The sequence below is a fragment of the Bradyrhizobium centrosematis genome (assembly GCF_045571495.1).
Classification (GTDB): Bacteria; Pseudomonadota; Alphaproteobacteria; order Rhizobiales; family Xanthobacteraceae; genus Bradyrhizobium; species Bradyrhizobium centrosematis.
In genome coordinates this window covers 6,098,892-6,123,768 of the sequence record NZ_CP120703.1, presented here as the reverse complement: position 1 = coordinate 6,123,768, position 24,877 = coordinate 6,098,892, and the positions used below count along the sequence as shown (strand labels likewise).

The 24,877-nt window shown below is 60.3% G+C and carries 23 protein-coding genes and 2 pseudogenes; 17 read left to right on the top strand and 8 right to left on the bottom strand.

From position 1 onward, the window contains the following. The first annotated feature begins 137 nt into the window (after positions 1-137). Both P6U31_RS29190 and P6U31_RS29185 read left to right on the top strand, forming a co-directional pair. Complete coding sequence (locus P6U31_RS29190) at positions 138-758, top strand: GNAT family N-acetyltransferase (RefSeq protein ID WP_407185189.1); 621 nt, start codon at positions 138-140, stop codon at positions 756-758. A gap of 372 nt (positions 759-1,130) precedes the next feature. Further along, positions 1,131-2,390, top strand: a complete 1,260-nt coding sequence (locus tag P6U31_RS29185) for a hypothetical protein (RefSeq protein WP_407185188.1) — start codon at positions 1,131-1,133, stop codon at positions 2,388-2,390. A gap of 1,012 nt (positions 2,391-3,402) precedes the next feature. Here P6U31_RS29185 and P6U31_RS29180 read toward each other — a convergent pair. Continuing rightward, positions 3,403-4,728, bottom strand: coding sequence for a DUF3422 family protein (locus tag P6U31_RS29180; protein WP_407185187.1), 1,326 nt, complete (start codon positions 4,726-4,728; stop codon positions 3,403-3,405). A 1,136-nt stretch (positions 4,729-5,864) separates the two neighbouring features. Here P6U31_RS29180 and P6U31_RS29175 point away from each other — a divergent pair. Then, positions 5,865-6,080, top strand: a pseudogene (locus tag P6U31_RS29175) (IS630 family transposase); the annotation flags it as partial. 93 nt (positions 6,081-6,173) lie between these two features. On the opposite strand, the gene P6U31_RS29170 reads toward P6U31_RS29175, so the two are convergent. The 3 genes from P6U31_RS29170 to P6U31_RS29160 form a co-directional block, all read right to left on the bottom strand. After that, positions 6,174-6,410, bottom strand: a complete 237-nt coding sequence (locus P6U31_RS29170) for a hypothetical protein (protein ID WP_407185186.1) — start codon at positions 6,408-6,410, stop codon at positions 6,174-6,176. Between the two features lie 199 nt (positions 6,411-6,609). Further along, a complete protein-coding gene (locus tag P6U31_RS29165; protein WP_407185185.1) occupies positions 6,610-7,221 on the bottom strand; it encodes an RraA family protein in 612 nt (203 codons plus the stop codon). 68 nt (positions 7,222-7,289) lie between these two features. Next, positions 7,290-8,489, bottom strand: coding sequence for an aspartate transaminase (locus P6U31_RS29160; protein WP_407189970.1), 1,200 nt, complete (start codon positions 8,487-8,489; stop codon positions 7,290-7,292). A gap of 140 nt (positions 8,490-8,629) precedes the next feature. On the opposite strand from P6U31_RS29160, the gene nac reads away from it, so the two are divergent. The 13 genes and pseudogenes from nac to P6U31_RS29095 form a co-directional block, all read left to right on the top strand. Further along, positions 8,630-9,568 carry a nitrogen assimilation transcriptional regulator NAC gene (gene nac, locus P6U31_RS29155; protein ID WP_407185184.1) on the top strand — a complete coding sequence of 313 codons (939 nt, stop codon included), beginning with the start codon at positions 8,630-8,632 and terminating at the stop codon, positions 9,566-9,568. A gap of 76 nt (positions 9,569-9,644) precedes the next feature. Continuing rightward, positions 9,645-10,130, top strand: coding sequence for an acetyl-CoA carboxylase biotin carboxyl carrier protein (locus P6U31_RS29150; RefSeq protein WP_407185183.1), 486 nt, complete (start codon positions 9,645-9,647; stop codon positions 10,128-10,130). After that, positions 10,123-11,475 (top strand): acetyl-CoA carboxylase biotin carboxylase subunit, encoded by a 1,353-nt coding sequence (accC, locus tag P6U31_RS29145; protein WP_407185182.1) that lies wholly within the window; start codon positions 10,123-10,125, stop codon positions 11,473-11,475. The genes P6U31_RS29150 and accC overlap by 8 nt, the downstream gene beginning before the upstream one ends. After that, positions 11,472-12,131, top strand: a complete 660-nt coding sequence (gene pxpB, locus P6U31_RS29140; RefSeq protein ID WP_407185181.1) for a 5-oxoprolinase subunit PxpB — start codon at positions 11,472-11,474, stop codon at positions 12,129-12,131. The genes accC and pxpB overlap by 4 nt, the downstream gene beginning before the upstream one ends. Next, positions 12,128-13,114, top strand: a complete 987-nt coding sequence (locus tag P6U31_RS29135; RefSeq protein ID WP_407185180.1) for a biotin-dependent carboxyltransferase family protein — start codon at positions 12,128-12,130, stop codon at positions 13,112-13,114. Before pxpB ends, P6U31_RS29135 begins: the two co-directional genes overlap by 4 nt. Further along, the gene (locus P6U31_RS29130; protein WP_407185179.1) at positions 13,111-13,530 is read left to right on the top strand and encodes a biotin/lipoyl-containing protein; all 420 of its coding nucleotides are present in this window, start codon (positions 13,111-13,113) and stop codon (positions 13,528-13,530) included. The genes P6U31_RS29135 and P6U31_RS29130 overlap by 4 nt, the downstream gene beginning before the upstream one ends. Then, complete coding sequence (locus P6U31_RS29125) at positions 13,527-14,321, top strand: LamB/YcsF family protein (protein ID WP_407185178.1); 795 nt, start codon at positions 13,527-13,529, stop codon at positions 14,319-14,321. The genes P6U31_RS29130 and P6U31_RS29125 overlap by 4 nt, the downstream gene beginning before the upstream one ends. Positions 14,322-14,404: 83 nt before the next feature. Continuing rightward, positions 14,405-15,172, top strand: coding sequence for an SDR family oxidoreductase (locus P6U31_RS29120; protein ID WP_407185177.1), 768 nt, complete (start codon positions 14,405-14,407; stop codon positions 15,170-15,172). 14 nt (positions 15,173-15,186) lie between these two features. After that, positions 15,187-15,888 (top strand): amino acid ABC transporter permease, encoded by a 702-nt coding sequence (locus P6U31_RS29115; protein WP_407185176.1) that lies wholly within the window; start codon positions 15,187-15,189, stop codon positions 15,886-15,888. 8 nt (positions 15,889-15,896) lie between these two features. After that, positions 15,897-16,652 carry an amino acid ABC transporter permease gene (locus tag P6U31_RS29110; protein WP_407189969.1) on the top strand — a complete coding sequence of 252 codons (756 nt, stop codon included), beginning with the start codon at positions 15,897-15,899 and terminating at the stop codon, positions 16,650-16,652. Further along, the gene (locus tag P6U31_RS29105) at positions 16,649-17,425 is read left to right on the top strand and encodes an amino acid ABC transporter ATP-binding protein (protein WP_407185175.1); all 777 of its coding nucleotides are present in this window, start codon (positions 16,649-16,651) and stop codon (positions 17,423-17,425) included. The genes P6U31_RS29110 and P6U31_RS29105 overlap by 4 nt, the downstream gene beginning before the upstream one ends. 40 nt (positions 17,426-17,465) lie before the next feature. Continuing rightward, positions 17,466-18,311, top strand: a complete 846-nt coding sequence (locus P6U31_RS29100; protein ID WP_407185174.1) for an ABC transporter substrate-binding protein — start codon at positions 17,466-17,468, stop codon at positions 18,309-18,311. A gap of 588 nt (positions 18,312-18,899) precedes the next feature. Then, positions 18,900-19,848 (top strand): annotated as a pseudogene (locus P6U31_RS29095) (IS3 family transposase); the annotation flags it as partial. 61 nt (positions 19,849-19,909) lie between these two features. Here P6U31_RS29095 and P6U31_RS29090 read toward each other — a convergent pair. Beyond that, positions 19,910-20,116, bottom strand: a complete 207-nt coding sequence (locus tag P6U31_RS29090; protein ID WP_407185173.1) for a cold-shock protein — start codon at positions 20,114-20,116, stop codon at positions 19,910-19,912. A gap of 140 nt (positions 20,117-20,256) precedes the next feature. Then, positions 20,257-20,829, bottom strand: a complete 573-nt coding sequence (locus P6U31_RS29085) for a hypothetical protein (RefSeq protein ID WP_407185172.1) — start codon at positions 20,827-20,829, stop codon at positions 20,257-20,259. A 579-nt stretch (positions 20,830-21,408) separates the two neighbouring features. Between P6U31_RS29085 and P6U31_RS29080 the strand changes: the two genes are divergently transcribed. Then, positions 21,409-22,659, top strand: a complete 1,251-nt coding sequence (locus P6U31_RS29080) for a tyrosine-type recombinase/integrase (RefSeq protein WP_407185171.1) — start codon at positions 21,409-21,411, stop codon at positions 22,657-22,659. 519 nt (positions 22,660-23,178) lie between these two features. On the opposite strand, the gene P6U31_RS29075 is transcribed toward P6U31_RS29080, so the two are convergent. Both P6U31_RS29075 and P6U31_RS29070 read right to left on the bottom strand, forming a co-directional pair. After that, positions 23,179-23,973: a hypothetical protein gene (locus tag P6U31_RS29075; protein ID WP_407185170.1), complete on the bottom strand. Its 795-nt coding sequence runs from the start codon at positions 23,971-23,973 to the stop codon at positions 23,179-23,181. Positions 23,974-23,985: 12 nt separating this feature from the next. Next, on the bottom strand, positions 23,986-24,840 hold the full coding sequence (locus tag P6U31_RS29070; protein WP_407185169.1) for a S1/P1 nuclease: 855 nt from the start codon (positions 24,838-24,840) through the stop codon (positions 23,986-23,988). Between the last annotated feature and the right edge of the window lie 37 nt (positions 24,841-24,877).

The following is a 24,877-nucleotide window of genomic DNA, read 5'->3' as shown; positions in this document are numbered from 1 at the left end:
ACATTCCGCTCATAAGGCAAGACGAACCGCGCGAAGTTTTGGCCTAGCTTTTGCTACCCCGCTTCTGGTCGTGCTGTCGGTGCATTCACAGCGCCTCGGCAGGGTCAGAAGTGGCGCTGGCAGCGCAAGGAGTCACCGTGCAAGCCAACAATGGGCATGAAGTATCCCTCAAAACTATCGGTCTCGAAGATCACTCGAGAGTCCTCGCGATTATGACAACGGCTTTTGCCATGTGTCCTCTATTGAGGTGGATCTATCCCGAACCGCGCGCGTATCTGCAGCATTTTGACAAGTTCATTGAGCACTATTGCGGCAATTCATTTTCGCTTAGAAGCGGCGCATATATTATCGACGGCGACAAAGGCACCATCTTATGGGATACAGCTGGCGAGAAGCGCGACAGCGCCGGCATGATGGAATTTCTTCTGAAGAGCGTTCCGGCGTGCCGGCGTTCTGAAACCGAAAGAGTTTTTCGAACTTTCGGAGAGTACCAACCGGATCAGCCGCATTGGTATGTCACCATGGTGGCCGTTGACCCCATACATCAACGATCAGGGCTCGCAGAACATCTTCTTCGACATGCAACCAACATCGCAGATTGTGCGCGGAAACCTATGCACCTGGAGGCGACCAGCACGCATGCGATGCGACTTTATGCTCGACATGGTTGGAAGGTTTTAACTGAGGTACAGGTCGGGGATCTCCGCCGTTCTTCCCCATGTTGCGCCAAGCAAAGCCCTGAAAGCGTGATCGCCTGAATTGTTCTCTTGATGGTGCAAAATTTGTCCGATGTCCCGCGATGCTGTTGGACGGCTGATATGGCACAACATTGTCATCACCTTGATTGCAGTCGATTTCACCTTTGGCATGATACATGCGTAACCTCGAAATGACCGCGCATAGGGCGGGTCATTGACGACAATGTTCGCCGAAAACTCCGAGCGCGGTTGCGCGACAGCTACCGGGCCGCCGGTGGCGTGATCGATAATTCGGGGGGAGGAGATTAGTGGCTGGGTCACTCCAATCCGGGCCAAGGTCTAGCCCTGGATCGATCTGCCCAGGCGTAAGCGATTTGCTCGGTGCGATGGTGGGCCGGCCATCCTGATGGCTGAACTGCCGAAAGGACGAAGATGGATCAGGATTTGCCTCCAGAGCATGCGGTCGTCTACGAGCCTCGCGGTCGGGATAGACCTTCCGAAAGGCGATTAACGTTCTCCAGCGTGTTTATTGGCAGCGGCTCGCCTGCTATCGGCTATGCTCAGCTCGCAACGGCGATGGAACACGTCATTGGTGCGGCGCTGTGCTGCGATGCGACTTTCGCTCAGTGGGCCGCGAGAGCCAAAATTCCGTGTTTGGAAAGTGCTGAAGAGCTCTCGTCGTTCTTGCAGGCTCAACCGGTGGATTGGATCTTCTCAGTAGCCAACCCGTTCTCATTACCACCGGATGTGCTCAGGCGAGCGCGTCAAGGTGCTTTCAAATACGTGGTGGGCGCTCACCATTTTGCCGGGCGTTTTAACGTGGATCAAGATTGTCGCCTTCTTATCTTGAGCGACAAACAGGTGCGGAGCATCACTGCCGTGCATGAATTCCTGGCGCCTCTGGAGAATTTGTGGCGCAAACGGCTCGAACAGTTTAGACAATTGCATTTACCTTTTCTATCATCGTCCGCGGCTGCAGCGCCTGTCCTATGGCAATCGAGTTCGTGGTCCAGCCTAAACGCTTTGGCCGAACTATCCCCCCAGGAGCGCTCCGAGTATTTGCTAACGGCTTGGTTGATCTACCTCGCTCGCGTCACGGGAGAAGAGAAGCTCCAACTCGGATGGAAACGAGCGGGCCTTGAATTGGAGGTTGGCTCCAAGCTCATCGAGGCGTTGATCGCCTCGGTCGTGCCGATGGATATTTGCATTGACTTGACTCATGATTTTGAAGAGGCGCGCAAAGCGGTGGCGGCCGAGGTCGCTCAGCTGAGGGCGCATGCAAGCTTTGCGAGGGACTTGATCGAACGTTGTCCGACATTGCGTGATGTGAAGGAGTTGCGATCGCCGCATCCTTGGCCAGTTGGCATTGCAATCACGTCAGCGAGCGGTTCCGTCACTGACGATCTGTCGACGAGCGACGAATCTGGCCCGCCCTTATGCGGCAACTTGCTGACATTTGAGGTTTGCTCTCTAGATGGGAGATTCCGTTGGCATTTTGATGCCGAGCGATTAGCGCCACCGCCGATGGACCGGATGACGCAGCATTTGCAATCTCTATTGCGCAGCGTGATGGACGATAGGGGGCAGGCTGTCGGGCGGATCGACATTCTGCCAACCGAGGAACGTACGTATCTCCTTGAAGAGTCGGATCAAACTTCGACGCTTGTTCCATTTGAGCGCCATACCCATTAGTGTTCGAGGCTCAGGTGAAATGGCGCCCGAAGCGGCGGCGGTGGTCATGATAAGGAGAGACTGAGCTACCGCGAATTCAATGCAGATGCCAGCCGCCTGGCGCAAATCCGATCAAGCCCGGGGCAGACCCGGACCAGCTGGTGGCGATCTGCCTGCTGCGCGGTCTGGCGATGGTGGTCGGTGTCTGGCGATCCTGAAAGCGGGAGGCGCTATCTGCCACTGAACCCGGCCTATCCATCGGCTCGGCTTGCTGGATGGGAACGTCAAACATGTTGGCGATCAGTCGGGAATCGCCGTGAGCGTCATTCAAGAATGCCGAACACCAGCAGCGTCCAAACAGAGAGTGCATCTCGCGTTCGAGTATTACAATGGATCAAGAACATGGAGATGCAAAACACTCAATTTTGACCTTGAAATTGAGTGAAGGCGCTGTCGTCAAATCGTAATCAGTTCCCCTCGATCGTTCCATTGCATCTATGGCTATGCAGAGCAACGAAACGCGGCGATGCTCTTGATGGCGGAATCGGCTACCTTGTGGACTCAGCCGAGTGTCGCGCGTCTCTGGTATTCAAACTCTTTGTTGAAGTTGGCTCGTCTGACGCTCAAAGCGGCTGACTTGAACGAGCGCGGATAGACCGTCGAATCGCTGTTCATGCGGCGCCGTCCTTGCCTTGGCGGACGGGAGCGCAGGCACGGAGCCAATGAACTTCGGATTGCTCCAGTCGCGTGTCCTGGCGTTTGCTCCCCTCGAGCAATAAGTGCTGTCGCTCGCTGATTGCTCCCTCGTCAAAGTCAAACTTCTCAGTGAGGTCAGCGATATGCACGCTGCCAGAAACATCCAGGAAGCGATCGGGGAAATAAAGACCCGCAACCGCGACTGATCCGACCCACAACGCCTCGCCTGGCCGTTCGGGGCGCATGACATTGCGCAGGAGCCGGCCACGAATTGCGGCAGCGTTGCACCCCGACTGGCACGCTTCGTAAGAGGGACGCCCAATTCCCGTGAGGAGCTTTAGTCGCAGCCGCCCGAGGGCGCTTCGGCGTGCTTGAGATGCCGCTTCCGGACATTGTAACTCACGAGCCAGATGGCTCCGACGGCGATCGGTACGAAGGCTGCCGTAAGCGACGATGGCTCTACCCGCAGTCCGACGTCTTGTGCCCCCTTGGCAAGATAACTAAACAGGCTGACCACATAATATCCAATTGCCCCGACCGACAATCCCTCGACCGTGCACTGCAGCCGAAGTTGCTGCCTCGCGCGCTCGTTGATAGCTTGCAATAAGTCATGATTCTGTCGTTCTATTTCGACGTCGACCCTGGTTCGCAACAGATCGGTGGCACGCGCAAGCTTGACCGACAGAGTCGCCTGACGATCCTCCACAGTTGCGCAGGTTCGCATCGCCGGCGCCATGCGGCGTGCCAGAAACGACGACCAGGTTGGATAGCCGGAGACGTCGTTGCCTTCGATAATGGATAGCCGCGATTGGACCAGCTCGTTATAGGCCCTGCTGGCGCCGAATCGAAATAGGCTGCTCGTCGCGCCTCTTTCGAAGGATGCGGCCAGCGCCGTTAACTCGGCCAGCAGACGGTTGTTGAATTGTAGCCCCTCACCGCTTTGCATTTTCTCAAGCGCCTCAACAAGACGGCGGTCGATGCGATCAACAGATGGTGCAAGCTCAAGGGCCGCCGATAGGCCAAGCAGCGCCAATGGACGGTAGGTTTCGATTTCCAGGAGCCGTTGCACCAGCGCTCCGAGGTCGTGCGACGTCAACCCGAGGTCGCAGACGAGGATTTTCGTGAAGCCTTTTTTGTCTACGCGGAAGTCTGAGGCGGCAACGCCTGTGCCGTTCTTCGTGGCAACCACGGCCAGGCTGTTCTTGTCAAAAATCTGTTCGGCTCGCGTCATCGGGAAGGGGTTCTGCTCCACTTCTAGCCTGATCGCGACCAGCAACTGTCCGGTCTGACGCAACGCGCGGATCAACGATCGGACGGTACCGTCAACTTTGTCAAATTGATCTGCGGTAGAACAATTTGCATTGGTCCAGATCCAGGTGAATGTTGTGAACTCCGAATGCTGCTCCCAGCGTAGCGTAGCGGGCCCGATGACTATCTGATGGAGCTTCGCCGATTGCTCAGGCGGAGAAAGATTGCGCTCGACACAAAAATCGATAAATCGGCAACGATCGCTTGTGGCCGCCTCGCCCTGTGCAAGAAAAGCGAAGTGAAGCACACTGAATGGTGAAACAAGGCGCGTGAAGGGGCGGGCGTGCACTTCGTGGAGCACAGCGTCGCGTTGCGGATGTGGCGTGAAGGTCCGCAGATCCAGTTCATCGATCATGTATTGAAGCCTCGCTTCGGTTGAGCAGGCAACCGTCTGCCTTGAGTGGGGAGGCAGTGGTGGTGTGTGACCAGGTTGCCGAGTAGATCATTTACGACCGAGGCCGCCCTTGAAGTCGAGAAAAAGGCCTTTCCGGGGGACCGTCAGCGAAGCAGATTGGGGTGGCGCCGCCCGGTCCAGCCTTCGAGTGATAACATTCGTGGATGGGGCGGTGTTTATGCCAGCATGGTGGCTCAATGTGCGTAGCGGTGCGCGCCGGACCTTGGCGGGCGGCGCGCGGTACTGTTCGACGTATTCCGAGATTTACGTGGGCGTTGTCTTCCCGGTGCCGTGCCGTGTCCACCGATGAGCGCCTCGGCTCGTGGCTTGGGCACGCCGACGTCGAGAGGGCGCCGTACCGTCGCTCCTTCGCATTCATGAAGCGAAGCTCGTGTACGGCGTTCAAACCAGCCGGGCGTGGGTTGGCAAGGTTGCACACCGAGAATGCCGAAACGATGAGTCTCGTCCCTGGAGGGCGGTGCTCACATTTTGTCAACAGACCCTGTGCGCGGGGCTTAACGAGAACGGGCATGAAACCTGCCAAGACGTTGTTCGTCCCCACCCATATCTATCGAGCGTGACAAACTTTCGGTCGCTCGCTGCAAACGTGTCCCTATGTCCCCCTACCAAATTTGGTAGTTAGCCGTTTATTCTGCGCCTTACGTAAACGGTCGTTCCCCCAGCGAAGGTTGATATTCGAAGCCGCGGCAATTTGTTCCGGCGGATCACAAGTGCCCAAAGCCGCTCCGCCGCAGCTTACGGCGATGCTGCGACTAGCAGTTCGACACCGGCACAAAAGCCGGTACAGCGATGAAGCTCAACGGTTAAGATCGTCAAAGAAGAATCGAAGATGACTTAGTTGCCTTTGTGTTCGACGGTCAGCCCTTAAGCCTTGAACCCGCAGTTGCTGGCGTGGCCTAATGGCGGCAAGGTCCATTCGCCGCGATCGGTGAGGACCATGGCAACAAGGACTGCCTGCTCGGCTGGAAAACTCTGGCGAGTTTGAGGTTCTTAGCGTCGTTTGGCTGTGGTGCTTCGCACTCCGCAAGCTGCCGAATTCGACAACTTAACGCCTTCAGACGAACGAGTTCTTGAAGTTCCTCAATGACATCGAGCGCTGGTTCGCTGAACTCCCCAGGAAGCAGATCCAGCGAGGTGTTCACACCACCGTCAGACAGCTCTATGTCGATATCCGTACCTTCATCGAACTGCACAAAAAGACAAAGCAAATGGACCAGGTCCGCAGACCAGATTCTGGCTTCCGTCAAACGTTTCTGCCATAAACCAAGCAGGCTTTGTGTGGCGAACTTTAGATTCACATGACTAGGATGTGGGCTCATGAGTCCTTTCGCAGATCAGAACAGCGCCACAAGATCTGCGCCGAAAATCACGGAGAAAGGCTGCCTCTAGCTTCCAATCATGAACACTATTGCTGCCATTAGCAATGTGACGCCGATGGCGGGGACAACAATCCAGAAGGTCTCATTCCTGGTTTCGGGCCACTCAAAGGCGATATGATACGATCGCGCCTGCAACATCTTGATCGCGTTCGAGGTAACCGACGCAATCCAGGCGTAATTCCAGACCGCATGCTCATCCACCGTCTGCATTGGCTGATCAACGGCGATCCTCTGGTCGATCATAGGGTTCCTGCTTGTCCACATGATGCCGACGTCCGCCCTATTAATGAGTACACGCCTCAGCTAGATAGAGAAGGGGTGTGCATCATGTCTGATGCAATCCTAAAATGGACCGAAGCCGCTGGTGCAATCGGCCCTCAGAGCAACGACTCAAATTCAGGCAGTGCAGGCAAGTCACAAATGGTTTGGAGCACTCGGTTCGTCAGTTCGCGCAACGCGCCTCGAGCGCATCGACGAAGGCGCGATCCCATCGGCGCTGGCGGATCGCGTCGATGGTGCCTTGTTCCTTTCGCTCCTGCGCCAATGCTTTCTCGATGACCGCCGCGGCTAGGGATGGTGGGAATGCGAGGAGTCCGTCTTGGTCCCCCACAATGATGTCTCCCGCGTTCACGGGCATGCCGCCGACGGTGATCGGGACATTGATCGCTCCGGGACCGTCCTTGTATGGACCGCGATGGGTCACGCCGCGCGCGTAGACGGGAAATGTGCGCTGACGAATCTCCTCAACGTCGCGAATGGCGCCGTCGAGCACCATGCCGGCAAGCCCGAGCGAGGCCGCGCCGAGTGTCATGATGCCGCCGACCAGTGCGTTCGAGATATCCCCGCCGGCATCGACAACCATCACGTCGCCGGGACGACAGAAATCGTAGGCGCGCAGGATGGCGAGGTTGTCGCCGCCGCGCGTCTTCACCGTCACCGCAGTGCCAACCATCGGTGCCGGAGAGTGAAAGGGGATGAGCCCGGTACTGCCGCAATTGCGGTGCAGCTGATCGCTGAGTAGGGCGACAGCGATGGTCCGCAGTTTTGCGATCACCGCGGGATCGACTTGCGGAGCCGAGGGATTCTTTTCGATGCCGGTGTTTGACATAGGGTGCTTCCAAACTAGCGAAGTTGGGAGACGGCGTGAGCGATGCGGTTGACGCCGTCGTCGAGCGACGCCGCGATCGAAATGCGGAAGTACGGCGACAAGCCATAGGCGCTGCCTTGAACCACGGCGACGCCAACACTTTCGAGCAGGTACATCGCGACGTCACTGTCGGTTTCCAGGCACGTACCGGCCGGTGTCCTTCGACCGATCAGGCCGGCACAATTGACGTAGAGATAGAATGCGCCGTCGGGCGGCAGGCAGCTCAAGCCCTCGATCTGATTGATGCGGGTCAGCATGCGATCGCGGCGGGTATGGTAGATCGCGACGCTCTTGGTAACAAAGCTTTGGTCGCCACTGAGGGCTTCGACAGCGGCGGCCTGACTGATCGAACACGCGTTGCCAGCGGCCTGCGACAGCAGCGTGTTCAGCGCGCCGATCAGATCGGAGGGCCCGGCGATCCAGCCGATCCGCCAGCCGGTCATCGCATAGGTCTTCGACACGCCGTTGACCGCAAGCACGCGGTTCGCCAATTCGGGGGCAGCGTTCAGTAGGTGCGGCGTTGCGCGGCCATCGAAGCGGATGTGTTCATAGATGTCGTCGGTCATGACCAGAACGTGGGGATGCCGTGCGAGGACCTCGGCCAGCATGCGATATTCCGCCACGGAGTAGCTCGCGCCCGTCGGATTCGAAGGCGAGTTGATTATCAGCCATCGCGTCTTGTTCGTGATGGCAGCTTCGAGCTGCTCTGGCGAGATCTTGAAGCCCTGGCCTTCCGGACAGGTGACAATCTTCGGAACACCGTCGCAGGCGATGACCATATCGGGGTACGACACCCAGTAGGGAGCAGGGATGATCACCTCGTCGCCGGGCTCGATCGTCGCCTCCAGCGCGCTGTAGATGCCGCTCTTGCAGCCGTTGGTGACGATGATGTCGGAAGGCGAGTAGGTGAGATTGTTCTCGCGCTTCAGTTTCGCGGCGATCGCCTGGCGCAAATCGACGGATCCTGGCAATATCGTGTAGCGGGTTGCGCCCTTGTCCATTGCCTTTGAGGCCGCGGCGCGAATGTTCGCTGGCGTATCGAAGTCCGGCTCGCCGACGACGAGACTGACAATGTTTTTGCCCTCCCGCTTCAGCGCCATTGCCCGATCGGCCGCCACCGAACTGGGCGAAGGCTTGATGCGTCTCACGCGTGCGGAGATGCGAGGATGGTTCATAGTGATTGACCCTTGCCAAGCGAGGTGCGACGCTAGAGCCAGAGCCGGCAACTGGCCAACACGAGTTCAATCTGGCCTGATAGGCAAATCTTATGGATGCTGTGCTCCGGTCGGAGCAGAGGGCGGTCTGGGGAGACGGCGTGAATCTCAGGCGACTGCAGTATTTTGTTAAGATCGTCGACGTCGGCAGCCTGACGCAGGCCGCCGATGTGCTGCATGTGGCCCAGCCGGCGCTCAGTCAACAGCTCGCAACCCTCGAAGGTGAGGTGCGTCAGCAACTTCTCGTGCGCACCAAAAGCGGCGTGGTGCCGACCGAGGCGGGCAAAGTGCTGTATCGCCACGCCCAGTTGATCCTCCGGCAATGCGACCAGGCGCGCGCCGACATGAATGCGGCAGCCAAGAACATTTCCGGTGCCGTGGCCGTGGGATTGGCGCCAGGGACTGCCGCGGCGGGACTCGCCCTGCCGCTGCTGCGCACGGTCCGGGCGCGGCACCCGGGCATTCTGCTCTATCTGAACGAAACTTACGGGAGCACGCTGTCCGAACTCATTATGAACGGCCGCATGGATCTAGCCGTTCTCTATGGCGGCAAGACCGCTGTCCATGGCCTGGCGTTCCTGCCGCTGCTGCGAGAGCCTCTTTACCTCGTCGGTCGCGGCGCCATAGTCGCGCCTCCGGCTGAAGTGCCGCTCGCGACGCTCGTGGACATCGAACTCTACCTTGCGCGTCCTTATAATGTCGTCCGCAAGATGGTGAACGACGCGTTCGCGGCCATCGGCAAGGTGCCGAAGGTCGTGGCGGAAATCGAATCCGCCAGCACTCTGACCGCCGTGATCTCCGAGGGGCTCGGCGCCACAATCCTACCTGAATCGATGGCGCGGCAGGTCGCAACCTCCTGCGATGCCTGGCAATCCTGCATCATCGAACCGGTGATCGAGGCGCCCCTGGCGCTATGCCAGTCCGATCATTTGCCTCTTTCAGAACCTGCCCAGGCGATCAAGGAGATTCTGCTGGAGCTTGTGGCTGGCCTGCCGGGCAATCTAATCGCGCATGAAGAGCAGTCTCAGAAGGCGTCATAGCGCTCCCTTATAGGGGCAAAGCCAATTCGTCTTGGTCGGCAGGAATCAAGGGCGCTAGCGTCGAGGTCGGCGCAGCATGCTGCGCCACGATCCCGTATGGGTGGCGGACATGGATTTGGACCGGATTAAGACCTTAATCGACGCGATGGCTGCGTCTGATCTGGACGAGATGGAGTTCAGAGAAGGCGGCTGGTCGCTCAGACTCGTCCGGCGGGCACACCCTGGTGATATGGCAGGGGGATCGGTCAAGATGGGCCCATCTCCCCCAGCCATAGAGCGGCCAATTCGCGGCGAAACCGGTGTCCCGCCGAAGCGAGAGGCGAGGGTCGCAGCGCCTTTGTTCGGGATTGTGCATCTGCAACCGGCGCCGGATGCGGCCGCCTTCGTTTCGATCGGACAGGTTGTGACGTCGGGAACGACCCTCTGTGTCATCGAGGCGATGAAGATGTTTCACGGGGTGCGCGCCGAAGGGGATGGCACAGTGTCGGAGATCCTCGTTGCCTCTGGTCAGGAAGTCGAGGCCGGCCAAGAGCTGATACGGTTCGCGTCATCAGATGTTTGAATCGGTGCTCATAGCCAACCGGGGAGAAATCGCGCTGCGCATCCAGCGGACGTGTCGGCGTCTCGGATTGCGAACGATCGTGGTCCATTCCCAGGCCGATCGAGACGCGCTGTATGTGCATCAAGCCGACCGGGCTTTGTGTATCGGGCCTGCTGCGGCAGGGCAGAGCTACTTGAACCAGAGGGCTATCCTGTTCGCAGCCGAGATCAGCGGAGCCAAGGCGATCCATCCCGGTTACGGATTCCTGTCCGAAAATGCCGGTTTTGCGGAGCAGGTCGAGGCTGCGGGCCTGACCTTCATCGGTCCGACGGCTGCGAGCATGCGTGTGATGGGGGACAAGATCGCGGCCAAGCGGGCCATGAGAGCCGCGGGCGTTCCGTGTGTTCCCGGCCCCGATGCGGCGCTGAGTGAGGATCTTGATGCCTTGCGCGCGGTAGCGCGCGAGATCGGCTATCCCGTGATCCTGAAGGCTGCGGGCGGCGGCGGCGGTCGGGGCATGCGGATGGTGGAGAGCGAGGACGGCCTGCGCGACGCGCTGCTGCTAACGCGGGACGAAGCGCGACGGACGTTCGGCAACAGCGAAATCTATGTCGAGAAATTCCTGGGTCGCCCGCGCCACGTCGAGATCCAGGTGATCGCCGATACGCATGGTGACGCGGTCTGGCTTGGCAGTCGTGATTGCTCGCTCCAGCGGCGACATCAGAAGGTGATCGAGGAAGCGCCAGCTCCGCTCATTCGGGATGCGCTGGTCCGCGAGATCGGCGAGCGCTGCGCGGAGGCTTGCCGGCAGATCGGCTATCGCGGCGTCGGCACTTTCGAATTTCTGGTCGAAGATGAGGCGTTCTACTTCATCGAGATGAATACGCGCCTCCAGGTCGAACATCCTGTCACCGAGATGACCACCGGCATAGATCTTGTCGAGGCTCAGATCCGTGTGGCGCAGTGTGAAAGGCTGCCGCTCAGGCAGGCCGACATCGCCTGTCACGGTCATGCCTTCGAGTGCCGGATCAATGCCGAAGACCCGGACAGCTTCGTGCCTTCGCCGGGAGTGATCAATACCTGGCAGATGCCGGGTGGCCCCGGCGTGCGCATCGACAGTCACGCGAGTGCCGGTTATCGCGTGTCGTCGTACTACGATTCGTTGCTCGGCAAGCTCATCGTCCACGGCGCGACGCGCGATGAGGCGTTGGCGCGATTGCGCGTGGCGCTCGACGAAGCCAGGATCGAGGGGATTGCGACCAATCTGCCGCTGCATCGGCGCCTGGTCGCCGATCCCGATTTTGTCCATGGCGGTGTCAGCATCCACCATCTGGAGACGAAGCTCCGCGGGGGTGAGCACCGATGACGACGGATCGGCCGCGTATAAGCCTGCTTGGGACGACGGCGCTGCTGTTCGAGGCGCCTGGCGAGACCACGCTGGAAACGCAGCGGCGGATCTGGGCCCTGGCGCGCGACGCTGCCGGATTTGCCGGTGTGCGCGAGGCTGTGCCGGGCATGAATAACCTCATGCTGGCCTTTGCCGAGCCGCCGCGACGGCCGGAGGAGATCGAGCAAAGGCTCATCGAGCGCTGGAACGTCGTCGAGCCGCTTCCGATCGCCGGGCGCTGCATCGATCTGCCCGTCGTGTATGGCGGCGAAGCCGGGCCGCACATGGCAGATGTTGTCGAACACACCGGCATGCACGTCGATGAGATCGTGGAACGCCACAGCGCGCCGACCTACACCGTGTTCGCGCTCGGAAGTCACCCCGGCTACTGCAATCTCGGCGGCATGGATGCGCGCATCGCGACGCCGCGCCGCAAGGTGCCGGTGCTGAAGATTCCACGTGGGGCTGTATCGATCGGCGGCAGCCAGACCGGCGTGTCTGCCTCCGACGGACCCAGCGGATGGAATACGATCGGCAGCACCGAGGTCGCATTCTTCGATGTGAATCGCAGCCCGCCGGCGCTGCTTCAGCCGGGCGATAGCATTCGCTTCAAGGTCGTTCGGGTGCTGCGATGATCAAGGTCTTGTCAGCAGGCGCGCTTGCGACGGTCCAGGATCTCGGCCGCACCGGCGGGCTCAATCTCGGCGTCGGAACGTCGGGCGCCATGGATCCGCTGGCGCTGGCTGGCGGCAACATCCTGCTGCGCAACGAGGAGAACGCTGCAGCCGTCGAGATCCCGGTGTTTCCCTTCAAGGTCCGGTTCGAGCGCGCGACGGTTTTTGCCGTCACCGGCGCCGACTGCGCGGCGCGGCTCGATGAGACGGCATTGTTGCCTTGGTGGGCGTATCGCGCCGAAGCGGGGCAGGTATTGTCGCTTTCACTTCCCAAGCCTGCGACTCGGCGCGCGACCCGCGCCTATCTGTGTATCGCCGATGGCATTGACGTGCCGGTCGTGCTCGGTTCTCGCAGCACGCAATTGAGAGGCTCGTTTGGCGGCCATGAGGGACGAGCGCTCCGCGATGGCGACGAACTGCGAGCCGGCCGTCCGAATGGCCGGGCCGTGCCCGGCTTCGGTCTGGTGCCGCCCGGGCTGTCGCTCCCGCTTCAGGCCGACGGCGTGCCGGCCGTTCGCGTGTTGCCGGCCGCCGAGTACGACTGCTTCACTGATTCGTCGCGGGAGGCACTGTGGTCGACGGCCTGGAAAATCACCGCCCAGAGCGACCGCTACGGCTACCGGCTCGCCGGTGAGGTGCTCAACCCGCTTCGCCGGCTGGAATTGCGCTCGCACGGCATCGTGCCCGGCGTCATTCAGGTGCCCCATGGCGGCCAGCCGATCATCCAGATGCGCGACGCGCAGCCTTCCGGCGGCTATCCCAAGATTGGAACTGTGATCGAGGCGGACCTCTGGCGTCTCGGCCAGGCTCCGATCGGGAGCAGCGTTCGCTTCATCCGCTGTAGCTGGGACGAAGCGCTGGGCGCTTCGGCGGATGTCCGCCACTGGCTCGCTAACGCCCGTCGGCTCGTCGAGCTTCACTGCGGCGAGGGGGGAGGCCGATGAGCAATCCTCTCGATCACGTCGATCAGTTGGGCGCCTGGCTCAAGGGCGCCGATCTGGCGCTGCTCGAACTCCGGGGGCCGGGCGCCCATTTGCGCCTGGTCAACGATGGCGCATCGGTGCGCGTCGTCGACGGCGAGGAGACGCTGTCGGTCGACGCGCCGACGATAACCGTCGGCGCGCCATCGCCGGGCATCTTTCTCGATCGTCATCCGCTTCACGATCGGGCAATCGCGGCGGTCGTCGCCAATGTCCGGGCTGGCGAGCCTCTCGGCTTCCTGCAAGTCGGGCCTTTGCTGATGGCGGTGCCGGCGCCCCGGGCAGGCGTGGTGACCGATGTACTGGCCGCACACGGCACGATCGTTGGCTACGGCGCGCCGCTGTTCGTACTACAGCCGATTGAAGGTCAGACATCATGAAGATCGATCTCAACGCCGATATGGGCGAAGGTTTTGGTCCGTGGCCGATGGGCAATGACGAGGCGCTGCTCGACCTCGTGTCGTCGGCCAACGTCGCCTGCGGCTTCCATGCCGGCGATCCGCTGATCATGCAGCGCACGGCGGAGCGCGCCAGGGCGTGCGGCGTCGACCTGGGGGCGCATGTCGGGTTTCCGGACCGTCAGGGATTTGGCCGGCGCGTGATGCAGATCGATATCGCCGAACTCGCTGCCATGGTCACTTACCAGCTCGGTGCGCTCGACGGCATCGCCCGATCCGTCGGGCATCGCGTCACGCATATGAGCTTTCACGGCGCGCTGGGCAACATGGCTGCGGCCGATGCCGATCTTGCCCTGCCATTGGTTCGCGCGGTCGCCGCGTTCGATCCCAATCTTCTCATTGTTTCTTCGAGCAGCCGCGCCATCGAGGGTGCGGCGGCGCAGTGCGGTATCAGGGTCGCCACTAGCTTCCTGGCGGATCGGGCGTACGACGACGAGGGTCTGCTGGTGTCGCGGGCGAAGCCCGGTGCGGTCATTCATGACGCCGGGGTGGTCGCCGAGCGGGTCGAGCGTCTGCTGCGTGACGGCGTAGTTGTTGCCGCGAGCGGAAAGGCGCTCGCCATGCCGGCCAAATCGATCCTGCTGCACGGGGATACCCAGGGCGCCGTCGAGCTGGCCCGAGGAATTCGGGTCTCGATCGAGGCCGCAGGCGGGAAGATCGTGCCGGTTTCCCGGCTGATGGCGGGCTCTGGCGGGGCGGCCGGACGATCATAAGGGGACCTTTTCCCGCCACAGTTAATCCGTCTTGGCGGGGATGTTGCGCGATCGTTTAGCCTGTTGAGAACGTGAGGAGCCAGATGCCATTCTCCGATTACAGGACTGCTCTCGTCACCGGCGCCTCGTCGGGCATTGGCCTGGCGGTGGTCGAGCGTCTGGCGCGTGAGGGCCTGAAGGTTCATGCGCTGGCGCGCAGCGCGGACGCGCTGAAAGCCCTGGCCGATCGCACCGGCTGCATCCCGCACGCGATCGACGCCAGGGATATCGCCGCGATCACCAAGCTTGTTCAGGCCATCGAGGTCGACGTGCTCGTCAACAGCGCGGGCGTCGACCGGCCGAAGAAGTTTCTCCACGCGGATGCGGAAGATATCGATCTCCTGGTCGACGTCAACCTGCGCGCGATCCTCCACCTCTGCCGACTGCTCGTGCCGGGCATGGCCCAGCGCGATCGCGGCCATGTGGTGAACATCACCTCGATTGCCGGCGCCTACAATTTTGCGGGCAATTCGACCTATCACGCGACCAAGGCGGCCGTCGGCATGCTGACCAGCCAGCTCAGGGTCGATTGCTTCGGCAAGCGCGTGCGCGTCACCGAAATCTGCCCGGGCCGGGTTGCGACCGATATCTTCGCCCACGTCCACGGCGACAGCGCCGAAACGCGCGCGAACTTCATAGAAGGCTTTGAACTGCCCGAGGCAAAGGATATTGCCGACGCGATCGCGTTTGCGATCGCCGCGCCAGTGGCGGTGAATGTCGGCTACATAGAGATCACACCGACCTTGCAAGTGCCGGGTGGCTTGTCGACCACTCGCCCCGAGGGCTCCCCAAAAACCGTTCTCCCGATCTAGATGGAGGGCGCGCGATGAAGGGCTTCGACCTCATGGCCGTCCTGCTCAATCCGGAGTTCAGCCGGATGCTGGTCCATGGGGTGAAGATGACCTTCATCATCTTCATCGGCTCGTGGCTGCTGGCGATGAGTCTTGGAATGGCCCTTCTTGCGGTCCGGATGCTGCCAAGCCGGATCGCCGACGGCCTTGTCGCGATCTACGTTTCCTACCATCGCAATGTGCCGACGCTGGTGCAGCTCATGCTGTGGTATTTCGGCATTTCGAGCCTGCTGCCGGATTCGATGCAGATGTGGCTCAGCGATCACAACGGCGAAGCGGTGTTCGCCATCATTGCCCTGGGGTTGTGCCAGGCGGCGTATTTCAGCGAAGACCAGCGCTCCGGACTGCGGGCGGTGCCGGCCGGTCAATGGGAGGCTGCCCGGGCGCTCGGGCACAGCTACCTTGGCGCGATGGCCTACATCCTGCTGCCGCAGGCCATTCGCAACGCGATGCCGGCGCTGGTGAACCACACGGTCTCGCTGTTCAAGAATTCCAGTCTGGCGATGGCGATCGGCGTCGCCGAATTGACCCACGCCGTGAAGGAGGTCGAGAACCAGAGCTTCCGTCCGTTCGAAACCTACCTGATCGCGACGCTCGTCTATCTCGTCTGCTCGCTGCTGCTGATGTGGCTCGGTCACATCCTGGAGCAGCGCAGCCGTATGGTTGGAGCGGCCTGACCATGGCGATGCTGCAGAGCATGTTCGAGATCGTCAGGGACAACTGGCTGTTACTGCTGGCCGGCCAGTACCCGAACGGTCCGCTCGGCGGCATTTCGGCCACGATCATCCTCTCCGTCCTTGGCATCGCCTTGGCATTTCCGCTGAGCGTCCTGATGGCGCTGGCCGCGCTGTCGCCATGGCGCGCGTTGCGCTGGCCGGTGATGGCCATCGTCTACGTCACCCGCGGAGTGCCGCTGCTGCTGATCATCCTGTGGGTCTACTTCGTGCTGCCGGTCCTGATCGGCCAAACCGTACCGGCGTTCACGACCATGTTGGTCACGCTGGTCGGCTATGAGGCCGCGTTCCTGAGCGAGATCGTGCGCGCCGGCATCCAGGCGCTGCCCAAGGGCCAGACCGATGCCGCCCGCGCGCTCGGACACAGTCATCTCGGTGCGATGCGTTACGTGATCCTGCCGCAGGCGCTGTTCAACATGATCCCGAGCATCCTGAGCCAGTTCGTCTCGACGATCAAGGAGACCACACTCGGCTACATCATCAACGTCCCCGAGCTCACTTTCGCGGCCGGCCAGATCAACAACCGGCTGCTGACCAAGCCGTTCGAAGTCTACTTCATTCTGGCCATCAGCTACTACGTCGTCTGCTGGAGCCTGACGCTGGTCATCGGCGTGGTCGAGCGGCGGATTGCCGCGCGCCGGACCTTCAGCCGGACGGCCGCTGCTTCTGCACTGCCTGCCACTCCCGCAAGCGCATCAGGGACATGACCATGTCGAACGCAATCCCAGCCGGCGAAGCGGCTCCGATGATCCAGTTCGTCGCCGTCCACAAATTCTTCGGTACGCTGGCCGCGCTGACCGACATCAATGCCGAGGTCAAGAAGGGCGAGGTGGTGGTGGTGTGCGGGCCGTCCGGTTCGGGCAAGTCGACGCTGATCCGCACCGTCAACCGGCTCGAACAGATCCAGTCGGGCTCCGTATTGTTCCAGGGTCAGGACGTCCACGCCAAACTGGGCAGCTCGGCGCTGAACCACCTGCGCAGCCGTATCGGCTTCGTGTTCCAGAGCTTCAACCTGTTTCCGCATCTAAGTGCGCTCGACAATGTCATGCTGTCGCCGATGAAGGTGAACGGCGTCAAGCGCAGTGATGCGCGCGAAGCCGCACTTCGGCTGCTGGACCGCGTCGGGCTCTCCGCCAAGGCGCAGAACTATCCGGCCCAGCTCTCCGGCGGACAGCAGCAGCGCGTGGCGATCGCGCGTGCGCTCGCCATGGAGCCGCCGGCGATGCTGTTCGACGAACCGACCAGCGCGCTCGATCCGGAGATGGTGGGCGAGGTCCTTTCGGTGATGCGCACGCTCGCGCGCGACGGAATGACTATGATGTGCGTGACCCACGAGATGAATTTCGCGCGCGATGTCGCCGATCGCGTCTGGTTTATGGAGGCCGGAAAGGTGCTCGAGACGGCAGCGCCAGGCGACTTCTTCCGCTCACCACAACACCCGCGTGCCAAGCGCTTCCTGTCGGACCTGCACACACGGTGATCGTACGGACTTGATACGACCGACCTGGAGGAGAATACAGATGCCTTTCAAGAACCGCTCAATTGGCTTCGTGGCCGCGATCGCAGGCCTTGCCGGGATTGCGTCGGCAGCAAGCGCCGACCAGCTCTCGGATATCACCCAGCGCAAGGAGCTGCGCTGCGGAACTTTCGCGGACGTCCCGCCGTTTGCGGCACCTGATGCCAAGACGCGGGAGATGGTCGGCTTCGACGTCGATCTCTGCAAAGCGATCGCGCAACGATGGGACGTTACCGCAAAGGTCACACCGCTCTCGGTCGAGGCGCGCGTGCCCGAGGTCAAGCTCGGCCACGTCGACATCACGATTGCGAACCTTGCCTACACGCTTGGACGCGCCGAGCAGATCCAGTTTTCCGATCCGTATTACGTCGCCAAGGAAATGCTCGCAGTGAAGGCGAGTGACCCGGGGACTGCCAAGGCCGACTTCAAGGGTAAGCGGCTGGCGTCGACCAAAGGATCGACGTCGGAGCTAGCGATCAAGATGAATGAATCCGACCCGCTGACCTTCGTCGATACCGGTTCAGCCTTCATGGCGGTTCAGCAGAACAAGGCAGTCGGAATGGTCGCCAATACCATGACCATCACCAAGCTCGTGAACCAGTCCAGGGAGGCCGGGCAGCCGCTGAAGATGATCGAGGAGCCCATGGTACTCCAGCCGATCGGCGTTGGAATGAAGAAGGACGAGCCGGCGCTGCTCGCGAAGATCAACGAGACTTTACTCGCGATGGACCAGGCCGGGGAGATCAACCAACTCTGGGACAAGTGGCTGGGCCCGAGCACCGAGTTCAAGATGACGCGCGCCGACAAGGTCGTGCCGCTCAGCCAGCTGAAGTTCACGCCGCTCCCATAAATTGCGAATTGGTTCTATTCGCGTTGATGACTGCGCACGCGCGCGGGTACGGTCATCAACCCTGCGTCCCCTCTTCGACCAAGCCGCTGGCACACAAGCAAACCCGCGCATCGAGGAGATTTTCGAACAAATTTTCGGTTTAAGCACAACCGCCTGAAATAGCCCGCGATAAAAATCGAAGGCCTCTGCCTTGGAGTTTTTAATTCGACGCGGCTTACGTCGGAAGTCCAGGATACGCGAAGGCCCCCTTGATGGCCTCGGCGTCCTTCTCAGTGACACCTTGTCCACGCGCGACGTCATACCAGGATACCGACCTATACTTGGTCTGTCATGGTGGAGACAAGGGCCTTGGCGTCTTCCGCATCTAACAGAAAGCGCGCCTGCTGCGACAGGAGTTGTTCGCGTTGGCGAATCGGCCTTGATCGCCGACCGCGAGCGCAAGATCGCGGCGCTGCTGGGCGATAGCCGGGGACTGGTTCAGGTCGTAAGCCGGCGACAGTTGCCAAGGATTGTCCTTCGCCGCCATGACCTGCCACTGAGTATTTCCTCCAGAAGGAGCTAGAGTCCGGCCCGAAGAAGGACGGACAGATGAAGCGAGCACGGTTCACGGAAGAGCAGATTATTGCGGTGCTGAAGGAGCATGAGGCCGGGGCGAAGACGGCCGATCTGGCTCGCAAGCACGGGATCTCCGAGGCGACGATCTACAATTGGAAGGCCAAATTCGGCGGCATGGACGTTTCCGAGGCGAAGCGGTTGAGGGCCCTGGAGGAGGAGAACGGGAAGCTGAAGAAGCTTCTGGCCGAGCAGATGCTCGATGCAGCCGCACTTCGCGAGCTCCTTTCAAAAAAAATGGTAGGGCCCGCCGCCAAGCGCGCTGCTGTCGCGCATCTGCAGGCCGTCATGAGCCTGTCGGAACGGCGGGCCTGCTCGATCGTGGGTGCGGATCGGAAGATGATCCGCTATCGCTCCAGCCGCCCACCGGACGCAGTTCTGCGTGGCCGATTGCGCGATCTCGCCAACGAGCGGCGGCGTTTCGGCTATCGCCGCCTGTTCGTCCTGCTGCGGCGGGAGGACGGGGATCAACCGGATCTACCAGCTTTATCGCGAGGAAGGGCTCACCGTCCGCAAGCGGCGGGCTCGCCGCAAGGCCGTCGGGACCCGGGCCCCGATCCTGGTCGAGGCCAGGCCCAATGCCCGCTGGTCGCTGGACTTCGTCCACGACCAGTTCGCCAATGGCCGACGCTTCCGGATCCTCAACATCGTCGACGACGTCACCAAGGAATGCCTGGGCGCCATTCCGGACACGTCGATCTCGGGGCGGCGCGTGGCCCGCGAACTCACGGCAATCGTCGAGCGACGCCGCAAGCCAGGAATGATCGTGTCCGACCATGGCACCGAGTTCACCTGCAACGCCATGCTGGCTTGGTGCAAGGACGCAGCCATCGATTGGCACTTCATCGCACCGGGAAAGCCCATGCAGAATGGCTTCGTCGAGAGCTTCAACGGCCGGATCCGCGATGAGCTACTCAACGAGACCGCGCGGCCGGGGCATATCGATGGCTTGTCATCACCGAGCCTTGTCCCTCCCGCTAGGTAAGTCATCCTAGACGCAGGTTTTCTGCGAACACTTTGCCGGAGGCGCCGGTCTTGCGTTCGAAGCCGACCCCGGCTCCCTCAACGAGGGCGGTGTAGCCCGCCTTCTCGACTGCCCTGATGTGCACGAATACGTCGGCCTCGTCATCATCAGGCTTGATAAAGCCATAGCCCTTTGTCGCGTTGAACCATTTCACGATCCCGGTTGGCACTACAAAATCTCCGTTTCAAGCAATCGTGAGTAAGCATGGTTTGCCAAGGCGTCAAGGGCGCCTTGCGGGTGGGCGGTTTGCGATGTCGCCGAGGCACGATAAGCATCGCCGTCTCCGCCGGCGTAGGCCTTCTCGATTGACTAGGTGGAGCGACCATCGCGCGTCCTTTCGCGCTTATTGCGGCGATGCCTGCGACCAACGCTGTGGCCGTGTCGGCCCGAAGCAAGTACCGAAGGCTTGGTGGGAAGAGGTTTTTCCGTGCCGTCGCCTTCGAGCGGTCGCACCTCGGAGGCAGGCACGCCCATCTGTTCCAACAAAGCAAGGAAGGTTCGCCCGTCTTCCGTGATGATCCAGTATCCGGGTTCTCGCGTGATTAACCCTTGTCCGAAAATGTTGAGATCCGGCGCTCGCGTGGCCAATCGTTTCATACGATCCGTCCACTCCGGACCGCTGGAGTAGAGCACCGCCAAATAGTGCTTCAGGACAGCGAGGCTCGCACGGCCGTCCGGTTGGCCGGCGAGAATTTTGAGTATCGAGACCTGGAAACTCACTCTCTCCCAACCAAATGCGGCGGCATCAAAGCCCGCCATCTCAGCGGCACCTGCCGGACCGCGCTCGCCTTCAAAATAAGACTTTGAACACGCTAATGCGGATTCGGCAAATCGGGACGCGACCTTAGACCGTTCTCGTCGATCCGGGGAGATGCTTTTCACGGGGGGCTGATCAGCATCACAACCACACTCCATCCGCAAACACGGCCAGTCTCTATGCTCAGGGCTGGTGCCAAGTCTTCGATATACTCGCTGGCGTATTCGGCATTGTGGCAGCCCTGTCGGCCCTTCCTGAACCGGGCCGCACCCGGGAGGGACAGAGGGTGTCAGGCCCGCTTTTCGAGAGCACGACATTCATGTTGGCCGCCCTTATCGTTGGAAGCGCGGAGATCGGGGAAATGCCGCGTCTACGCTCTCCTACTCCATTGGTCGAGGACGCACTCAATTGTGCGATTAATGAGCACGCCGCCTTTATGCTGAGATTGGCTTTTGCGATGATAGCGGGACTGTTCGTATATGCGCCCACAACAGCTGACAAGCGTCGATGTCAAATCGCGCGCACCCTGAAATTACGCCGGATACGCCGCTTCGCCTTGCTGATGCCGTGAAGATCGCGTTTCCTTTAGGTGGAATGACTGTCGCGGGTTTGCGTCGTGAGCGCGATCGTCATCGATTGGTCATCGAGAAGATTGCCGGTAAGGAATTTACAACGCTTGCTCATATCCAACGGATGAGAGAGCTATGCCGCGAAGAAGCAAGGGAGCTCGACTTCAGCTCAAGGCAGCCCGCCGAAATAAGAGCGGACAGATCACTCACCAGGCAACCTGGATCATCAGAGACAACGGCCGGGATGTTAGCACAGGCTGCGCTGCAGATGAGATTGCGGCCGCGGAGGGAAAGTTAAGAGATTATATAGGCTCTAAACACATCCCGCAGCGGCGAATTCAACACATAGACGATATTGCTGTCGCGGATGTCCTTTCGATTTATATGGACGCGCAGTTGGACAAGCTTCGCGGCCGTTTCACCGTTGACAGCGAGAGCGAAGATATCATCCCCGAGATCCGCAAGTTCAAGAGGCGGATCGAACGATTGAACGAATGGTGGGGAGCAAAAATGCTGGGCGAGGTAAATGCGGAGGCATGTCGTTCTTACGCCAAAAAGCGCGGCAAAAGGGGAGGCGCGCGCCGAGATCTCGAGGACCTCCGCGCTGCCATTGGTCACCATGCAGTCGAAGGATATCATCGGGAAATCGTAAAGGTGTCCCTGCCGAATAAGGGGCAACCGCGAGACAGGTGGCTGACGCGCAGCGAGGCCGCCAAACTGGTCTGGGTCTGCTGGCGCTATCGCGAAATGCAAAAGGGCTCGCGCCGTGCAATAGACGACGTGAAGGTCGCCACCAGCAAGCGTCCCCTTCGCCATCTTGCTCGGTTCATTTTGTTGGGCATCTACACGGGTACCCGTGCGGGAGCGCTTGCAGCTGCGTCTCCCATTCCGGCGATAGGTCGCTCCTATGTCGACTTAGAACGCGGCCGCTACTACCGCCTGAAGCAGGGAAGCGAAAAAACCAACAAACGGCAACCGACCGTACCCATCCCGTTGCGGTTGCTCACCCACCTGCGGCGCTGGCACCGAGCCAATCCAGAGGCGATGCATTTTGTCGAGTACAATGGCAAGGCTGTGACCTCAGTCAAGACAGCATTCAAGAGTGCCGTCAAGCTCGCAGGACTCGGCCCGGGGATATCTCCTCACACGTTGCGACATACCGCAGCGACTTGGCTTATGCAGCGAGGCGCGGATCCGTGGCAGGCAGCGGGCTATCTCGGAATGTCGCTCGAGGTGCTGCTGAACACTTACGGCCATCACCATCCCGACTATTTGTCCGATGCGGTCGAAAAAATCGTCAGTCGTGATCCAGCCGGCGAAGGAAAAGCGCACGTATCTGGAACCATCTCTGGGGCGGTGATTCCCATCCGGCGAAATGGCGCCTGATAAGCCACGGTCAACTTGGCAAGCATTTTGACGTTTATCGAACGCTCTGCATCGTACCCAACCAGGAAGTTCAGGAAAAGTTCGATCAGATCAGCAGAGGGGACGCGCTGTCTTGGAGATGACACTGATCGGATCATGGTCGATCAATTCTGCGAGCCGCTTTCTTCGTCAGGCTCATAGCCTGAGGGTCGTTGGTGCAAATCCAACCCCCGCAACCAGTCTTTCCCGCAGCAAATCGTCATTTGATATAATGCAGACGTCGGATAGGCGAATCTGATCGAGAAAGATTCGTCCCAATTAAAGGGCATCAGCTGCCTGTGTCAGAAAGCGAACAATCTCACAACGACAAACCAATCAACAAACCGTCGGAAGATCGGTTTGGTATTGATCCATTTGCCAAGACGCTCGCAGCGAGCATTTGTAAGATGAAGGCGCCTGACATTCGAAAGCATGCATGATTGTGTTTCCGATGTTCCGGAAAAATAACCGGGCGCGCATGCGATCGGACGTCGGCATGCGTTAGTCTTTGCACGGGCCGGCGTAGCCGGCCGCTATCGCGCCTTCCGCGGCCCCGGGCGCAACTGGACCGGCGTCAAAGAAGATGCCGATCTGTTTGGGAATGCCATATTTTGTGTCGGCGATACGCTTCTGGTTGATGGTCTTCACAATGCTCCATTCGTCATGGGAACCAAGGCTGAACGTGACCGACGCCCTGAGCCCGTAATAGTCACGAAACGCCCGGCGATCGATCTTTTTGAGCTCTGGATCTGTCTTGCTAGTCGCGTCGTAATAGGCTTCCAGTTTCTCTAGATCGGCTTGCCCCGTTAAGCTGAAATGGCGCGCGAACTCGGACGGACCCGCAAAGTAGATAAAGTCGAATTCGCCGAGGCCATCCAGGCCTTCGAGAATGGTGGTCCACATCAGCATGTAGTCCGCGCCGGTTGCGGTCGATGGCAGGGAGAACTCCTTGGAAGCCGTGTTCAGTAGCCAGGCAGCGTGCACGCCCAGCCGCTCTTCGACGCGCTCCTTGATCTCGGCCGCGATCTTAACGTTCTCCCCGAAATAGCTTCCGCCCACGGTGGAGATCGGGATGCTGAGATAGCCGATCGCCTTTCCCATCGATTTCTGCGCGGCAATTGTCGCGCGAGCGTCGAATATATTCTGTTGTATGGCCCCCCTGAGCTCGCTCGCCGTGCAATAACAAAAGGCGTTTTGCGTGCATTCGGTGACTTTGTTGGCACGCGCGTCCTGGATGAATAGCGCCCCAAGCGGGCTAAGAATGAGGGCGGCAACGGCTTTGTGCGTCGCGTTCATCGGATGCCTCCTTTAAGAACAAGCGTCGGCGTTACGCAGGATCTCTCTCAGAAGGCGCGCCAGCCTCACAGCAGCTAATGAGAGCTGACGGTCGATGACCGGCACCGCCTTGTCGTAGTAGGCTTGGCCCAATGCTCCATTGGCTGGTACGTCGTACGCGAGTGGGACATATTTATGCGCCTCGACAGCCCAGTCGATCGGTGTTCCGCCATCAAGCGAACTCAGATCGCGCCCGTTCAGCCAGCCGGTCTGCAGGCGCGTCACATAAGCTCCCCAGTTGTAGACGGTGTGCATGATCAGTCCGGTGTCCCACAGCGCATGAAGCTTCATGTTGGGCTGATCAAAGAAGGTGACGATCACCTTGTTGCCGCCTTGATCATCGGTGCCGTCGGCCGCAAAGCGGGTCTCGACATGCAGGGGCTGATGCACGTCACCAACAAAATGAATGAGGAATTTCAGCGCCTCGCTGCGTTCGCTGAGGGATTTCGAGCAATCCGCTACATCTGCCCGGAACCGCGCGATGGCGTGAACAATGCAATCACCCTTCTTGGGGTCACAGTCGCGCACGGGATCGTAAGCGGTTTGATCATAGGGAATATCAACGAAATGCCAGCCCGATGTCTCTTTATGATCGGCGCGATAATCGTCCGCCCAGCTTGCAATAGAGGCCATCGACACGCCGCCCAGAAGGATTTTCACCTTTCGTAAGGTGTCGCTGTCCAGGCGACGCTCCGCCAACTCGGCGATGATCGAATGCCCCTCCTGACCCCAGGCGAGCGCCGGATGACTAGGAACGAGTGAGCCTATGGTTATGGCCGCGATGGCCGACAACACGAGCTCGCGGATGCAGGCGCTGGTTCGTTTCATTCTGTGTACCATGTCAATCATCGATCGAGAAAAGCTC

Bases quoted from the DNA above. Each gene is read 5' to 3' on its own strand.
- P6U31_RS29110 (WP_407189969.1), top strand. From the start codon at position 15,897: ATGCTGCAGAGCATGTTCGAGATCGTCAGGGACAACTGGCTGTTACTG.
- P6U31_RS29100 (WP_407185174.1), top strand. From the start codon at position 17,466: ATGCCTTTCAAGAACCGCTCAATTGGCTTCGTGGCCGCGATCGCAGGC.
- P6U31_RS29160 (WP_407189970.1), bottom strand. From the start codon at position 8,489: ATGAACCATCCTCGCATCTCCGCACGCGTGAGACGCATCAAGCCTTCG.
- P6U31_RS29120 (WP_407185177.1), top strand. From the start codon at position 14,405: ATGCCATTCTCCGATTACAGGACTGCTCTCGTCACCGGCGCCTCGTCG.
- P6U31_RS29150 (WP_407185183.1), top strand. From the start codon at position 9,645: ATGCTGCGCCACGATCCCGTATGGGTGGCGGACATGGATTTGGACCGG.
- P6U31_RS29105 (WP_407185175.1), top strand. From the start codon at position 16,649: ATGACCATGTCGAACGCAATCCCAGCCGGCGAAGCGGCTCCGATGATC.
- P6U31_RS29180 (WP_407185187.1), bottom strand. From the start codon at position 4,728: ATGATCGATGAACTGGATCTGCGGACCTTCACGCCACATCCGCAACGC.
- P6U31_RS29135 (WP_407185180.1), top strand. From the start codon at position 12,128: ATGATCAAGGTCTTGTCAGCAGGCGCGCTTGCGACGGTCCAGGATCTC.
- P6U31_RS29115 (WP_407185176.1), top strand. From the start codon at position 15,187: ATGAAGGGCTTCGACCTCATGGCCGTCCTGCTCAATCCGGAGTTCAGC.
- accC (WP_407185182.1), top strand. From the start codon at position 10,123: ATGTTTGAATCGGTGCTCATAGCCAACCGGGGAGAAATCGCGCTGCGC.
- P6U31_RS29070 (WP_407185169.1), bottom strand. From the start codon at position 24,840: ATGAAACGAACCAGCGCCTGCATCCGCGAGCTCGTGTTGTCGGCCATC.
- P6U31_RS29125 (WP_407185178.1), top strand. From the start codon at position 13,527: ATGAAGATCGATCTCAACGCCGATATGGGCGAAGGTTTTGGTCCGTGG.
- P6U31_RS29185 (WP_407185188.1), top strand. From the start codon at position 1,131: ATGGATCAGGATTTGCCTCCAGAGCATGCGGTCGTCTACGAGCCTCGC.
- P6U31_RS29130 (WP_407185179.1), top strand. From the start codon at position 13,111: ATGAGCAATCCTCTCGATCACGTCGATCAGTTGGGCGCCTGGCTCAAG.
- P6U31_RS29170 (WP_407185186.1), bottom strand. From the start codon at position 6,410: ATGATCGACCAGAGGATCGCCGTTGATCAGCCAATGCAGACGGTGGAT.
- P6U31_RS29075 (WP_407185170.1), bottom strand. From the start codon at position 23,973: ATGAACGCGACGCACAAAGCCGTTGCCGCCCTCATTCTTAGCCCGCTT.
- P6U31_RS29080 (WP_407185171.1), top strand. From the start codon at position 21,409: ATGCCGCGAAGAAGCAAGGGAGCTCGACTTCAGCTCAAGGCAGCCCGC.
- pxpB (WP_407185181.1), top strand. From the start codon at position 11,472: ATGACGACGGATCGGCCGCGTATAAGCCTGCTTGGGACGACGGCGCTG.